This window comes from Luteibacter sp. GL_149, assembly GCF_057834065.1.
The window spans coordinates 2485013-2499005 of sequence record NZ_CM174395.1; the positions used below are offsets into that span (position 1 = coordinate 2485013).

12 protein-coding genes are annotated in these 13993 nt (G+C 61.4%); 5 read left to right on the forward strand and 7 right to left on the reverse strand.

The annotated features are described in order from the left end of the window. Positions 1–9: 9 nt before the first annotated feature. Entirely contained in the window at positions 10–1179 is a 1170-nt protein-coding gene (locus AC3IR3_RS11020; protein ID WP_489192066.1) for a glycosyltransferase family 9 protein, read from the forward strand. A 37-nt stretch (positions 1180–1216) separates the two neighbouring features. Here AC3IR3_RS11020 and AC3IR3_RS11025 read toward each other — a convergent pair whose 3' ends face one another. The 4 genes from AC3IR3_RS11025 to AC3IR3_RS11040 form a co-directional block, all read right to left on the reverse strand. Further along, on the reverse strand, positions 1217–2119 hold the full coding sequence (locus AC3IR3_RS11025; RefSeq protein WP_489192068.1) for a LysR substrate-binding domain-containing protein: 903 nt from the start codon (positions 2117–2119) through the stop codon (positions 1217–1219). 77 nt (positions 2120–2196) lie between these two features. Continuing rightward, positions 2197–5313 carry an efflux RND transporter permease subunit gene (locus AC3IR3_RS11030; RefSeq protein WP_489192069.1) on the reverse strand — a complete coding sequence of 1039 codons (3117 nt, stop codon included), beginning with the start codon at positions 5311–5313 and terminating at the stop codon, positions 2197–2199. Next, positions 5310–6494: an efflux RND transporter periplasmic adaptor subunit gene (locus AC3IR3_RS11035; protein ID WP_489192070.1), complete on the reverse strand. Its 1185-nt coding sequence runs from the start codon at positions 6492–6494 to the stop codon at positions 5310–5312. The genes AC3IR3_RS11030 and AC3IR3_RS11035 overlap by 4 nt, the downstream gene beginning before the upstream one ends. A gap of 103 nt (positions 6495–6597) precedes the next feature. Further along, a complete protein-coding gene (locus AC3IR3_RS11040) occupies positions 6598–7281 on the reverse strand; it encodes a response regulator transcription factor (RefSeq protein WP_489192071.1) in 684 nt (227 codons plus the stop codon). 163 nt (positions 7282–7444) lie between these two features. On the opposite strand from AC3IR3_RS11040, the gene AC3IR3_RS11045 reads away from it, so the two are divergent. After that, positions 7445–8128 carry a response regulator transcription factor gene (locus AC3IR3_RS11045; protein ID WP_489192073.1) on the forward strand — a complete coding sequence of 228 codons (684 nt, stop codon included), beginning with the start codon at positions 7445–7447 and terminating at the stop codon, positions 8126–8128. Continuing rightward, positions 8115–9467, forward strand: a complete 1353-nt coding sequence (locus tag AC3IR3_RS11050; protein ID WP_489192075.1) for a sensor histidine kinase — start codon at positions 8115–8117, stop codon at positions 9465–9467. The genes AC3IR3_RS11045 and AC3IR3_RS11050 overlap by 14 nt, the downstream gene beginning before the upstream one ends. Before the next feature lies 1 nt (position 9468). Here AC3IR3_RS11050 and AC3IR3_RS11055 read toward each other — a convergent pair whose 3' ends face one another. After that, positions 9469–10620: a hypothetical protein gene (locus AC3IR3_RS11055; RefSeq protein WP_489192077.1), complete on the reverse strand. Its 1152-nt coding sequence runs from the start codon at positions 10618–10620 to the stop codon at positions 9469–9471. Continuing rightward, complete coding sequence (locus AC3IR3_RS11060) at positions 10620–11669, reverse strand: GlxA family transcriptional regulator (RefSeq protein WP_489192079.1); 1050 nt, start codon at positions 11667–11669, stop codon at positions 10620–10622. The genes AC3IR3_RS11055 and AC3IR3_RS11060 overlap by 1 nt, the downstream gene beginning before the upstream one ends. A 98-nt stretch (positions 11670–11767) precedes the next feature. Between AC3IR3_RS11060 and AC3IR3_RS11065 the strand changes: the two genes are divergently transcribed. Continuing rightward, positions 11768–12418: a cysteine hydrolase family protein gene (locus tag AC3IR3_RS11065; protein WP_489192081.1), complete on the forward strand. Its 651-nt coding sequence runs from the start codon at positions 11768–11770 to the stop codon at positions 12416–12418. 328 nt (positions 12419–12746) lie between these two features. Next, positions 12747–13253: a hypothetical protein gene (locus tag AC3IR3_RS11070; protein ID WP_489192083.1), complete on the forward strand. Its 507-nt coding sequence runs from the start codon at positions 12747–12749 to the stop codon at positions 13251–13253. A gap of 26 nt (positions 13254–13279) precedes the next feature. On the opposite strand, the gene AC3IR3_RS11075 is transcribed toward AC3IR3_RS11070, so the two are convergent. Then, complete coding sequence (locus AC3IR3_RS11075) at positions 13280–13873, reverse strand: cupin domain-containing protein (RefSeq protein ID WP_489192084.1); 594 nt, start codon at positions 13871–13873, stop codon at positions 13280–13282. Between the last annotated feature and the right edge of the window lie 120 nt (positions 13874–13993).

Below are 13993 nucleotides of genomic sequence, written 5' to 3' on the forward strand. Positions count from 1 at the left end.
TAAGTAAGTATGCTCAAGCTGGCTTTTTCGCTCGAGCGATATTCCGTGCCGTCCATACCGAAAATCGAACAACTTCCGGCCCCGGTGGGTACGGCACATGTTTCCCGTCACGGTCGCTTGCAGGAACGCAGGCGACATGCGACGCGGCGTGTCGTCGACTGGATTCTGGGTCGGGGCACAGCGGTATGTCAGCAGGGAACACTCCCGACGACAGGCATTCATCGAATCCTTGTCCTGCGACCGAACCATCGCCTGGGCAACATGCTTCTTGTGGGCCCCCTGATTTCCGAACTCGAACGCCTGTATCCCGGTGCCGAAGTGGATATCGTCGCCGCCGGACCCGCGGCCCACGCCGTATTTTCCACCTATCCGACCGTGCGTCGCATCGTCAGTTTTCATCAGCGGATAGTGCATCACCTGCCTATGACCGTCGCGCAACTGTTCGGTATCCGGAGAACCGTATACGACGTCGCCATCGATGCGGGTGGCGGATCGCAGTCCGGACGTCTTCTGCTGGCCTTCGTGAAAGCACGCTACAAGATTGGCACCACCGATCACGCTTCCGAGGAAGCACTGCGGCCATTGCACCTTGCCCAGCGTCCGGTCCATCTTCTGCGACACGCTTACGCGGGCGATGCATCCGGTGCGTGGCCTGTCATGGATATCCGCCTGACCGACGACGAGCGACGGAAGGGACGAGATCTTCTGGCAAAGATACTGGGCGACACGAGCGTTTCGAGCGATACCTTGACCGTAGCGATTTTCGCCAATGCGACTGGCCGTAAATGCTATGCGGAAACATGGTGGGCGCAGTTTATCCAGGAGCTCACCGACCATCATTCCAATGTACGCATTGTCGAAGTGGTTGCCGCTCATGCGGTGTCGCAACTGAACTCGAAGCACGCAACGTTCTATTCCCGCGACCTGCGCAAGATGGCTGCGGTCATCGCCGCCGCCGACGTATTCCTAAGCGCCGACTGCGGAGTCATGCATCTGGCCGCAGCCAGCGGTACGCGTACGCTAGGTCTCTTTTCCGTAACGGACCAGCGAAAGTACGCGCCGTATGGTGCCAGCAATGCAGCGATCGACAATCGCGAAGGCGATCCCGGTGTCGCGGCCCGGATCGTTTCGGCTCATCTGAGCGGGTTGTTTCAATCGCTTTCCGAAGAACGCCACTGATCGCAAGCAGGGTTGCCGATACCTGCCCGCCCTGCGTTCAATCCTGAAACGGTCGATCGCCCAACGATTCGGCCATGTAATCCAGAAACGATGCGATTCGTGCCGACAGCGCCGTATTGCGGTAGTAGACCGCGTTGATCGGCTGCCGGATGTCCAGCGTCTCGCGAGCGAACAACTGCACCAGCCGCCCCTCCTTCCGGTCCACTTGAGTCATGAAGTCGGACAGGCAGACGATTCCCTGGCCCTCCAGAGCCAACTGTCGCAAGGTCTCGCCACTCGACGACCAAACGGCCGGGTGAACATGCAACTGATCGCCGGTGCGCTCCCGCAACGGCCAGTCGTTCAGCGTTTCGGGCTGGTTGAACCCAAGCAGCGTGTGCTGGGCCAGATCATCCACTCGCCGGGGCTTCCCGTGTTTTTCCAGATAGGCCGGACTGGCCAGCACCCGCGTGCGGCTGCTGCCGAGCGGTCGTGCATGCAACGTGGAATCCTTGAGCCGTCCGATGCGGATAGCGACATCGGTGCGACGTTCGATCAGGTCCGTGATGCCTTCGTTGCTGTTGAATTCGAGCTCGACCTCCGGATAGCGCTCGCGAAAGCCCCCAACCAGCGGAATCACCACGTGCAGCATGAAAGGCGTCGCCGCATCCACGCGCAGCCGGCCAGCGGGCTTCTGACGCCGGGCCGACATCTGTTCCTCGGCCAGCTCCACGGATTCGACGATGGCGCGGGCATGCTGCAGGAAGGCGCCGCCTTCTTCGGTCAGTTCGATACGACGGGTCGTACGCCGGAGCAACGTGGTCTGAAGTTTTTCCTCCAGGCGTCCCAGGGTACGACTGACCCCGGATACCGTCTGATCGAGCCGCTCCCCAGCCGCGGTAATCGAGCCGGTATCCACGACAGCGATGAAGGCTTGCAGCTCGTCGAGTGTCGTTTTCATTGTTGATCACAAAGCAATTGTGATTGGCTTATAGCATGGTTTTCAGCAAGAGAAAAAATGCCTTCCCGCCGAACTGTTCACTTCGTAGCGCCGGCGGGAAGCGCATGCCCAGCGTCGACGGCATCGCTATCCGAATGCTTACCGAAGCGTCGCGACCACTGATCGAACCAGAGATAGACAACCGGTGTGGTGTATAGCGTCAGCAGCTGGGAAACGATCAGACCGCCGACGATGGAGATACCCAGCGGCACGCGCAGTTCGGCGCCGGCACCGTGACCCAGCGCGAGCGGCAGCGCGCCAAGCAAGGCTGCCAGCGTCGTCATCATGATCGGCCTGAAACGCAGCGCACAACCTTGCCGGATAGCATTCATGGCATCCATGCCTTCGCGCTCCGCGACCAGCGCGAAGTCGATCATCATGATCGCGTTCTTCTTCACGATGCCGATCAATAGGATGATGCCGATCATGCCCATGACCGAGAGATCCTGGCCGCACAGCATCAACGCGACCAGCGCGCCCATGCCGGCCGACGGTAGCGTCGAGATGATGGTCAGCGGATGGATGGCGCTCTCATACAGCACGCCCAGCACGATGTAGACCGTGACCAGTGCGGCGAGGATCAGCCAGGGCTGGCTGCTCAGCGAACTCTGGAATGCCTGCGCCGTGCCCTGGAACGAGCCGGTCACGGTGGCTGGCATGCCCATGCTCTGCTCGGCCGCATGGATAGCGATCACCGCTTCGCCCAACGACGCACCCGGCGCGAGATTGAACGACAACGTGATCGCGGGGAACAGACCCTGATGGTTCACCGTGACGGGCGATACGCCGTGCTCGATCGTGGCCAGCATGCTCAGCGGCACCAGTTGCTGGGTGAGCGTGGAGCGCACATACAGATGGGCCAGCGCGTCGGTGGATAACTGCAGGCTCGGGTCGACTTCTTCGATCACGTGGTACTGGTTGGTCTGCGTAAAAAGCGTGGCTATCTGGCGCTGGCCGAAGGCGTCGTAAAGCACGTCGTCGATGGCCTGTACGCTCACGCCAAGTCGCGCCGCCGTGTCGCGATGGATGTTCAGCGTCGCGGTCATCGCCGAGGGCTGGCGGTCGGAACTGATATCCCGGAGTTGCGGGAGTGCGTTCATTTTCTTGGTGAGTTCGCCCGCCCAACGATCCAGTTCGGTGACGTTGGCGCTCTGCATGGTGTACTGGTACTGCGCGGCGCTGGCCCGGCCGCCGACCTGGATATCCTGGCGCACCTGCATCTGCAGTTTCACGCCTTCGACGTTCTGGGTCGCTTTCTTCAGGCGTGCCATGACGGTGTCGGCGCTGGCGACGCGCTGCCCGAACGGCTTGAGGTTGATCATCATGCGACCCTGACTCAGGGTCGGGTTCGAACCGATCCAGTAGTACGCGTTGTCCACGTCGGGGTCGGCCATCACGATATTGCCCAGCGTCTGGATACGTCCGGACATGGCGTCGTAAGAGATGCTGGACGAGGCCTGTGCGGTCGCCATGATCAGGCCGGCGTCTTCCTGCGGGAAGAAACCCTTGGGGATAACGGTGTACAAGCCGATGGTCGCGGCAAACGTGAGTACCGCGATACCGAGCACGATGCGCCGGTGATTGAGCGCGATATCCAGCGTGCGCGCATAGAAGCGCGTCATCGATTCGAAGAAATTTTCCAGCCACAGATACACGCGGCCGTGCACCTGGTCGTGATGCGGACGGATCAGCCACGCGCACAGCATCGGCGTCACGGTAAGCGAAACGATGCCGGACACGACGATCGCCGCGCTGACCGTCACCGCGAATTCGCGGAACAGCCGGCCAACGATGCCGCCCATCAGCAGGATGGGAATGAAGACCGCGATCAACGAAATAGTCATCGATACGATGGTGAAACCCACTTCGCGCGTACCGTCGATAGCCGCCTGCACGCGGCCCTTGCCCATCTCCATGTGACGAACCACGTTCTCGATGACCACGATGGCATCGTCCACCACGAAGCCCACGGCGATGGTCAGTCCCATCAGCGACAGATTGTCCAGGCTGTACCCCAACAGATACATCACGCCGAAGGTCGCGATCAGCGACAGTGGAATGGTCAGGCTGGGAATGACCGTCGCCCAGAGATTGCGCAGGAAACAGGCGATCACACCGATCACCAAGGCGATGGTGATCATCATAGTGATCTGCACGTCGGACACCGACGCCTGGATGGTCTGGGTGCGATCGCCGACGATCTGCACCTTGACCGACGGCGGAATGGATGCGGTGAGTCCCGGCAACCGGTCCTTGATGTTCTGGATCGTGTCGACCACGTTGTAGCCGGGCTGCTTGTGCACATCCATGATGATGGCGCGCTTGCCTTGCAGCCATGCCGCTTCGTGCACGTCCTCGGCGCCCTGCACGACCTTGCCGATATCGGCTATCCGGATCGCGGCGCCGTTGCGGTAAGCGACCACGAGTTGAGCGTACGCGTCCGGATTGACGATCTGGTCGGTGCTGTCCAGCACGATGGTCTGGCTCCTGCCGTTCAATGTGCCTTTGGGCGCATTGACCGTCTGCGTGCCGACGACGTTGCGCACTTCGTCCATGCTCAGGCCCAGTCCGGCCACTTTGTCCGGATCGAGCTGGATGCGCACCGAGGGACGCTGCTGTCCGTGGAAATCGACCAGACCGACGCCGGGCATCTGCGAGACCTGCGGCGCGATGAAGTCCTCCATGTAGCGATCCAGCTCGGTCGTCGGCAGCGTGTCCGAGGTGAGCGCGATCGACATGATGGTGAAGTCCGCCGGATTCACCTTGTGATACGTCGGCGGGTTCGGGAGGCTCTTCGGAAGCAGGCCACCGGCGGCGCTGATGGCGGTCTGCACGTCCTGCGCCGCACCGTCGATATTGCGCGACAGGTCGAACTGGAGCACCACCTGGGTCGTGCCCAGCGAGCTGGACGACGTCATCTGGGTCACGCTCGGCACATTCGCCAGCGAGCGTTCCAGCGGCGTCGCCACGGACGATGCCATGGTGTCCGCACTGGCGCCGGGCAAACTCGCACTGACGCTGATGGTGGGAAAGTCCACTTGCGGCAACGGCGCTACCGGCAGCATCCGGTAGGCCACCAGTCCCACCAGGATCAGGCCGATGGCAAGCAGGCTGCTGCCGACGCGGCGGCGAATGAAGGTATCGGAAAAGCTCATGTGGAAGCACCCGTCGCCACCGCGCTGGAAGGCACGATGCTCACCTTCGCACCCGGCGTCAGCAGCGACTGGCCATCGAGCACCACCGTATCGCCGACGCGAATGCCCTCCTCCACGACCTGCAGATCGCCATTGGCGACACCCAGTCGTACCGGACGCGACTGCGCGGCATGCTGCGCGTCCACGACATAGACGTATGCACCGTTCTGATCGCGCTGCACGGCTCGCGAGGGAACGACAACCGCATGCGGCTGCACGCGGAGCAGCAAGCGTGCGGCGACGAACTCGCCCGGCCACAGCGAGCGGTCTTCATTGACGAACTGCGCCTTCAGCATGATTTGCCCCGTACCCGCATCGACCTGGCTGTCGACGAACACGAGCGCGCCATCGGCCAGGTGCCGACTGCCGTCGCGCGTGCTCACGGAAACCCGGGCCTGGCCTGCCGCCTGTGCGTCCATCACGTCCGGAAGCACGTCCTGCGGTACCTGGAAGGTCACCGTGATCGGCTGGATCTGCGTGATCGTGACCAGTCCGGTCGTATCCGTGGCATGGACCTGGCTACCCTGATCGACCAGACGCTGTCCGACGCGTCCCCCGATCGGTGCCGCGATGCGGGTGAAGCCAAGCTGCAGACGCGCGCCGTCGACAGCGCCGCGATCCGACGCTACCGACGCAAGCAGGGACTGCGCCTGCGCCTTTTGCGCATCCAGTTGCTGTGCCGGGACGACTTGCAGACTGGACAGTTTGGCGTAGCGCTGCAGGTCGAGTTCGGCATTGGCGCGCTGCGCGTCGTCCTTGTGCAGATTGGCCTGGGCCTGATCCACCGCGGCCTGGAACGGACGCGGATCGATCTGTGCGAGCAGGTCGCCCGCCTTGACCATCTGCCCCTCTGTGAAAGCGACCTTATCGAGCTGGCCATCCACGCGCGTTTTCACGGTCACCACATTCAATGGCTGCACCGTACCGATGGCACTGACCCATACCGGCATATCGCGCTGTTCGGCCTGACCGACGCTGACGGGCACCGCCGCGACCTTCGGTCCGGGTGGCTCCGCACCCTGCGAGCGCGACGCATAAACGAACGCCAGCGCAATCGCGATGAGGACGATGACCGAGCCGGCCACGATAAAGCGTCGCGAGCGACGCGGGCGGACAGGATTCGATACGGGCAGAGACGACATGACGGCAGTCCATAGGGAGCCATACGGGCACAACCGGAGCATGCCGGTCCGCGCCTGCACTCCCTTTCGCCGTTACATTAAAAACAGTTAAGGCGGTAAAAACTCAGGTGACGGGGGGCGTCGTCGATAGCACGTAGCCCACGCCCGGCAACGTGTGCAGCAGCGGCGACGCATCCTGCTCGATCTTCCGGCGCAGGCGGTAAACATGCATGTCCACCACGGAACCCTGCGGGTCGAAGTCGTAATCCCATACCGCTTCCAGCAGCATGGTTCGCGTCACGACCCGGTCCGCATGGCGCATCAGATATTCCAGCAGCAGATACTCCCTGGGTTGCAGGGCGATGAGACGATCGCCGCGACGCAGCTGACGGGCAAGCACATCGAGCTGCAAATCGCCCACCTGAAGTACATGCCCCTCGCGGGACCGGTCGCCGCGCCGTGCCAGAGCCTCGATGCGTGCCAGTACTTCGACGAAGGCATAGGGCTTGACCAGGTAGTCGTCGCACCCGGCGTGCATACCCGCCACGCGGTCGGCCGTCCCGGCCATGGCGCTCAGCATCAGCACGCCGATGCGGGGATCGTCGCGGCGCAGCGTGCGCACCAGTTCCAGCCCATCCATGGCGGGCAGGAGCCGGTCGACGATCAATACGTCATAGATGCCTTCGCGCGCCATCGCCAGACCCAGCGCGCCGTCGCCAGCCACGTCCACCACATGGCCGCTTTCGCTCAATCCACGAGCCAGATAACCCGCCGCGCGTTCGTCGTCCTCGATGATCAGCAGTCGCATGCGCTGGAAGCCTTGTGTGGCGTAACTTGTACGGCGATTCTTAACGCGAATTAATCTTCCGGCCAAAGCCGGCTACGGATTGTCCTGCGACACTACTCCCCCGGAAAGGCGGATATCGAATGAACGGGTCGCCGCAGCATCCCATCGCACCTTGGAGAAACCGATGTCGCGCATTCTAGTGGTCGAAGACGACGCGCAGACCGCGATGGAAATCGTCGACGCACTGGTCGATCACGGCTTCAGCGTCGACCATGCCGCGGACGGGCGGCAGGGTTTGCTGATGTCCATGGCTGGCGGTTTCGACGCCATGGTCCTCGATCGCATGTTGCCCGGCACGCCGGATGGATTGGGCGTTCTGGCAACGTTGCGGGCCACGGGTGCGCAGATGCCGGTGCTGATTCTCAGCGCGCTATCCGCACTGGACGAACGCGTGCGGGGCCTGCGTGCCGGTGGCGACGATTACCTGACCAAACCGTTCGAAGCGGTGGAACTCACGGCAAGGCTCGATGCCCTGCTCCGCCGTCGCCACGTACCGGGGCAGCAGACATCGCTGCGTGCCGGGCCGCTGGAAGTCGACCTGCTGACCCGTGGCGTGCGTCGCGAAGGCGAAACCATCAGCCTGCTGCCCCGCGAATACGATCTGCTGACCTTCCTGATGCGGCACGCCGGCCAGGTGGTCACCCGCACGATGCTGTTCGAAGAGGTGTGGGGTTATCGGTCCGAAGAGCGCACCAACGTGATCGATGTGCATATCAGCAAGTTGCGCCAGAAGATCGATACGGACAATCGTCCCTCGCTGATCCAGACCGTACGCGGCTCGGGGTACATCCTTTATGCGGCTGACTGAACTGCGACGCACGACGGGCTTCCGGCTCGCGCTGATGTTCCTGTTGCTATTCGGCACGTGCTCGTCGTTGCTGTTCGCCTTCGTGTACTGGCAGACCGTGGGCTATATGGTGCGCGAGCAGGAGGGCTGGCTGCGTCGCGAATCGACCAACTTCAGCTCGCTGTCCACCGACGATCGCCTGCTCAGGCTGCGCGAGCATATGCGTGGCGATCCGGGGATGCGCCGGCCGTTCGGCGAGTTCGATGCCACGGGCCACTGGCTGGCCGGCAACCTGCCCTCGCTACCTGTGGAGATGCGGCAGACAGACAGGCCGGTGAATTTCCACATGATGTATGCCGGCGCCCGCGTTCCGTTCCGCGGCTATTCCACGCATCTTCCGGATGGTCACTGGCTGGTTGTCGCACAGAATGTGCACGAACCGTACGAGTTCGAAGAACTCATGGTCCGCGCGATGTTCGGCGCGGGCCTGCTGACGTTGATCTTCGGTCTGGCGGGAGCCGTCGCGGTGGGGATGTCGTCGATGCGCCGCATCGATGCGATCACGCTCGCCATCCGGCGCATCGTCACCGGGGATCTTACGGAGCGCCTGCCGGTTCAACGCGGAGGCGGCGATCTCAGCCGGCTCACGCATGAAGTGAACGGCATGCTCGACGACCTCGAGCGACTGGTGCATGAGGTCAAAGGCGTCTGCGACAGCATCGCCCACGATCTGCGTACCCCGTTGACCCGGCTGTTAGGCGGTCTGGAACGCGCCTTGCGTCGCGCGTCCACCGTCGACGAGTTCCGCCTGTCGATCGCCGATGCGATCGACGAGGTCGGTAGCCTTCTGCATACCTTCAACGCCCTGCTGCGCATTTCGGAAATCGAGGCCGGCGCGCGACGCGCGGGATTCACCCGGGTGTCGTTGTCCACCGTGCTGACGGATGTCGTCGAGTTCTATCAGCCATTGGCCGAAGAGAAACGGCTGTCCCTGCAATTCATCGACGATGCCGCGTCCGTTGCGGTCGCTGGCGACGCCAGTCTGTTATTCGATGCCGTCAGCAATCTGGTCGACAACGCCATAAAATTCACGCCACCCGGCGGAACCATCCAGGTACGCCTCGATGCCGCGCATCGCCAGCTTAGCGTCGTCGACAGCGGCCCCGGCATTCCGCCCGGCGAGCGTAAAGCCGTACTCAACCGCTTCCATCGCAGCGAACCCAGCCGCAGCACGCCCGGCAACGGACTCGGCCTGAGCCTCGTCGCCGTGATCGCGCGCCTGCACGACATGACCATCGAGATTTCGGACGCCACACCGGGCTGTCGCATTTCGCTCTCATGGTCCGGAACTGAGGGCTAAGTCATTTCTCCTCTTCCCAGTTCCAGGTCTTCTTCGCCAGGTCGAAGGTTCCGTCGCGTATTGTCGTGTCGGCATCTGCGTTCGGATCGGTCGCACGGGCCACGATGTGTACCTTGATCGAATGGTTGTAGACATAAATGCCCACGGAGTCTCCTTGCAGAGAGACTCCTGAAATAGTGAGACTTGTGGCGGCGGGCAAGTCGAACTGGACGTACTGGGAATCGTCCATCGCGTGAGTACGCAACGTCTCCGCGCCGATGTACTGACCGTTGTACGACGATTTAAACGCCGAACCCGCAGGAATGCGTACGTCCGCCACATCGAAATCGCGCGACAACGCGCCCTCGTAAACAACGGCCGATCCTTTGCCGTCGACTTTGAACGAAGCCTTCTTGCCGGCAACGACAGGGTATCCGTCGAACACCTGGTCCCGCGCGAGCGGGCATTCGAAAACACCGAAGTAGGTAAAATGCCCCTCGGCACAGTCCACGCCCGACGCTCTCCATGCACGCTTGACGTCGCCGAAGGCGTCTATCTGGCCGTTATACGTATTGAACGTGATGACGACTTCGCTACCGGACGGTATCGGGATGCCATCGACCGTGCCCTCCGTGGAAAGCGTGCAGGTAACGACCTCATTCACACTCGACGTATCGAACGAGTGACTGAAACCGCCCTTATCGCAGGGTACCTTATGAATAGTGGCCGGCGCGACGAGCGTACCCTGCGCAAGATACGGCGTCTGTCCATCGTCACCGGTGCGCCCGACCGAGAAGTCGCCACCGATCTTCAGTCCGAACAGCGTCGTACCCGCGGGCACCGTTCCGCCCATGACCGGGTGCGGATCGTCGTAATCGCGGATGACGGTGGAGCCGGCGGGAAAGGATATCCCCTCGAATGTGGCAGGCGACCCGAGATGCGACGTATAGAGCCTGACCTGGAGGTCGCGGTAGGACTGCTCGACCTCTCGGTGGTTCATAAGCAGCGACACCTGGAGCACCGTTATCCCTGCGAGGCAAGCCAGCCAGATACGCCAGCTCTTACTGCGGCGAATGGACGATTTGATGCCGAGTAGCGCAACAATGATCGTTACGAGGGTGCCCAGCACAAGAATAGCCAGCACGAAGAAAACAAGATCGGATATTTGCAGCATCAAGCGGGAGTCCCTCTGGATTCAGACGAGCGGACGCTACGATCCGCCAGTGGTGCGACGTTGAAACGATGCCGGTAGTCGGCTGGCGATAGTCCCATGACCTTGTGGAATACCTTGCGAAACGCGCCGGGGTCCTGGTAGCCGACATCCCATGCTATCTGCTCCATGCTCCGGTGACCGAGTTCCAGCAACTCGCGCGCTTTGCCGACGCGCAGATGCTGGCAGTATTCCAGCGGTCGCAAGCCGGTGGCTTTGAAGAAGCGGCGCTGGAACGTCCGGTCCAGCAGTTGCGCCTCAGTGGCCATCGCGGCCAGTGTAATGTCTTGTGCAGCCCGTGCCTGCAACCAGTGCTGCACTCTCAGTATGGCTTTGTCGCCGTGCTGCAGCCGTGGCGAGAACGTACTGTAGTAACGCTGCTCGCGTCCGGGCGGATCGATCAACAGAAAGCGCGCCGTTTCGACCATCACCGTTGACCCCAGCAGACGATCAATCAATCGCAGCCCCAGATCGGTCCATGCCATCAGACCACCGGCGGTGATGATGTCGCCATCGTCGATCACCAGCTTTTCGCCCTCGACCCGCAGTTTGGGAAAGCGTGCCGCGAGATTCTCCGTCTGGGACCAGTGGGTGGTTACGCTGCGTCCGGCAAGCAAGCCCGTTTCCGCCAACAGGAAAGCGCCTGCGCATACGGACGCCAGGACCGTACCGGTCGAATGCTGCTCTTTCAGCCAAAGGGCGAGGTGTTCTGTCGCCTCCGGAGAAGACGCGGCGCCGAGGCTTGGCGGCAGGATGAGGAAGTCCGGTTGCCCGTGGTTTCCCGGCTGGCTTTCGAAAACCCGTTCTACCCGTGTGCCGCGCGCGGACAACTGCCAGTGGCTTACCCGAAACGGCGCAACGTCCCGCGGCCTGTGCGTCAGCATCATCCGGTTAGCCACGTCGAACAGGTCGGTCAGGCCAAGCACGGCCGCCAGTTGCGCGCCGGGATATATCAGCAGCCCGATCTCGGCCGACGGATTCGCCGCCGATCCGGATAGTGTCGTTTTTGCCATGAAGAATGTCATTTTTGCCAATCGTCAGCCTGCGCCCCTCTCATTAATCTGTCTACTGCCGGGCACAACAATCTTCATGAAGAATCGCAGGTAACTCCATGTATTACAATAATATTCATCGCGCACTCATTGTCATCGACGTCCAGAACGAGTACGTCACCGGCAACTTCCGCATCGAGTATCCCGACGTAAATTCGTCCCTCGACAATATCCGTCGCGCGATGGATGCCGCGGACGAGAACGGCATCCCGATCGTCGTCGTACAGCATGTTTCCCCGGAGGGCGCTCCGATTTTCGCCAGGGGGACGCATGGCGTCGAACTGCATCCCGTCGTTGCAACACGCCCGCGTGCCCACCTGATCGAAAAGACGCTGCCCAGTGTCTTCGCCGGGACAGACTTTCATGCATGGATCAAGGCGAACGCCATCGACACCCTTACTGTCGTCGGATATATGACCCACAACTGCAACGATTCGACGATGCGTCAGGCCATGCATGAAGGCTTAGACGTGGAGTTCCTTCCGGATGCCGCGGGTTCCCTGCCCTATCGCAATCGGGCGGGCGCGGCGACCGCCGAGGAAATCCATCGCGCCACCACCGTCGTCATGCACTCCGCGTTTGCGGCTGTTATGTCGACCGACGAATGGATCGCCATGCTCGCCAGTGGAGCGGCGCCGGAGCGCGACAACGTCTTTCTTTCGAACCAGCGGGCGATCGCACACCGGTCCACTTTGGAGACGGCGGCCTAGTCAGGAGGAAGCCGGCCCCGAAGGCCTATTCGCCAACATCCTCGATCAGGAATATCCATACGCTTCTGAAACCCAGCTCGGGCTTCCATTTTTTGTCCATAAGAACGATGTTCCCGACGCCAAAACGATTGAGGGCATTCAGGGAATATGACCACCACCCGCCATAGCCCCTGACCTTGAGTCGAAAGCATTTGGTATGCCAAAACGCCCAAAAATCTCCTACAACGCAAGTGATATTCCGGTCGACATGTCGGGAGTCTAGCTTCGGAAACGTAATGTACGGCGACGTATTCCACGAACGATTGAACGATCATCAGAGAAATTCAACATGTTCGCTGCACTCGAGTTCGACCATGACTTGTTCAGGCCGCAGATCAAGTGGATTGTGGTCGAGTGCTCGGGAATCGGGCGCAAATGCGGTGGTCCCATCGCCTATCCGCCACGGCGCGACCGGGCGTATTTCATCTCTCCGGACACCGCCCGAGAAGACGCCGAAGCGTACGCCGACTTCAAGAACCGCCAGGAGCAGCGATGCCTCAACAAGGTGGAGCGGGCGGCGCTGTTGCTAGCCCGGCATGGCAAGCACCCGACGCATCATCGCGCTTACCCCTGGGACCACCTGCTACTGGCAGACAATCCCTTATCCTGGGCGGTCTTCGAATGGTCTGGCAATGACAACATCGACGGCCAACGGATTGACGCGGCATACTTTACACATGCGCATGAAGTGGGAGTCGATGCCATGGCATTCGCTTTTCTGCGCGAGAAAAACCGGAGCATGCGAACGAAGCAAGCAGGCCAACAAGCAGCGGCAAGCGCTCGCTCATCCACCTGATACGCTCGCCGGGTGCCCCTGCATCGTCACCGGCAAAATCGCTTCGCCAGGTCGGCCTGGTGCGGGAATAGCGCGAGGAATTCTTCTCTCGATGCAAGATCGGAGTCCTCATATTCGAAGCCCGGCATGACAACTTCGCTGAGCAATCCATAACTGGCGCCAGAACGAAGTTCCGCGGCTTTCCAGAAGCCACCCGGAACGATCAGCTGCAACGTTTCGCCAGCGGAAAGGTCGGGGCCGAGCACATGTTTCGTCGTATTTCCCGCTTCGTCGATCAGCCAGTAGTGGATGGGCGATCCCGCATTGAAGAAGTGAATGATCGGGGACATGTTTTTATGGAGGTATCCCCTTGGGCTGTCGTCGGTCAACATGTAATAGATGCATGTGCCGAGACTTCTCATTCCCTCCATGGCCGGCCGATCGGTCGCGATCCGCATCGGGTGCTGAAACGTTCGTGCGAAATATCCGCCTTCGCGATGCGGCTGCAAGGAGAGCTCGCGAATATAGTCGGACTTATTCAAGGGTGTCTCCGGTAAGGGGTGCGTGTCGGATAGAAAAAGCCAATGCCTGCTCTCCGATCGGACCCACAGGATAAGCCGCATCGAGAAAGCATTCTGCACGATACCCCCTGGAGATCGACCGTCCAGGCGACGCGTTCTCGGCGACGATGGTTAAGCCTAAACTCAGCCAGACCGTCCAATCTCATATCGCCGAGAGGCGTAGTGACGGGTGCGGGCTTA

Bases quoted from the DNA above. Each gene is read 5' to 3' on its own strand.
- AC3IR3_RS11020 (WP_489192066.1), top strand. From the start codon at position 10: ATGCTCAAGCTGGCTTTTTCGCTCGAGCGATATTCCGTGCCGTCCATA.
- AC3IR3_RS11065 (WP_489192081.1), top strand. From the start codon at position 11,768: ATGTATTACAATAATATTCATCGCGCACTCATTGTCATCGACGTCCAG.
- AC3IR3_RS11055 (WP_489192077.1), bottom strand. From the start codon at position 10,620: ATGCTGCAAATATCCGATCTTGTTTTCTTCGTGCTGGCTATTCTTGTG.
- AC3IR3_RS11050 (WP_489192075.1), top strand. From the start codon at position 8,115: ATGCGGCTGACTGAACTGCGACGCACGACGGGCTTCCGGCTCGCGCTG.
- AC3IR3_RS11060 (WP_489192079.1), bottom strand. From the start codon at position 11,669: ATGGCAAAAACGACACTATCCGGATCGGCGGCGAATCCGTCGGCCGAG.
- AC3IR3_RS11070 (WP_489192083.1), top strand. From the start codon at position 12,747: ATGTTCGCTGCACTCGAGTTCGACCATGACTTGTTCAGGCCGCAGATC.
- AC3IR3_RS11030 (WP_489192069.1), bottom strand. From the start codon at position 5,313: ATGAGCTTTTCCGATACCTTCATTCGCCGCCGCGTCGGCAGCAGCCTG.
- AC3IR3_RS11025 (WP_489192068.1), bottom strand. From the start codon at position 2,119: ATGAAAACGACACTCGACGAGCTGCAAGCCTTCATCGCTGTCGTGGAT.
- AC3IR3_RS11035 (WP_489192070.1), bottom strand. From the start codon at position 6,494: ATGTCGTCTCTGCCCGTATCGAATCCTGTCCGCCCGCGTCGCTCGCGA.
- AC3IR3_RS11045 (WP_489192073.1), top strand. From the start codon at position 7,445: ATGTCGCGCATTCTAGTGGTCGAAGACGACGCGCAGACCGCGATGGAA.
- AC3IR3_RS11040 (WP_489192071.1), bottom strand. From the start codon at position 7,281: ATGCGACTGCTGATCATCGAGGACGACGAACGCGCGGCGGGTTATCTG.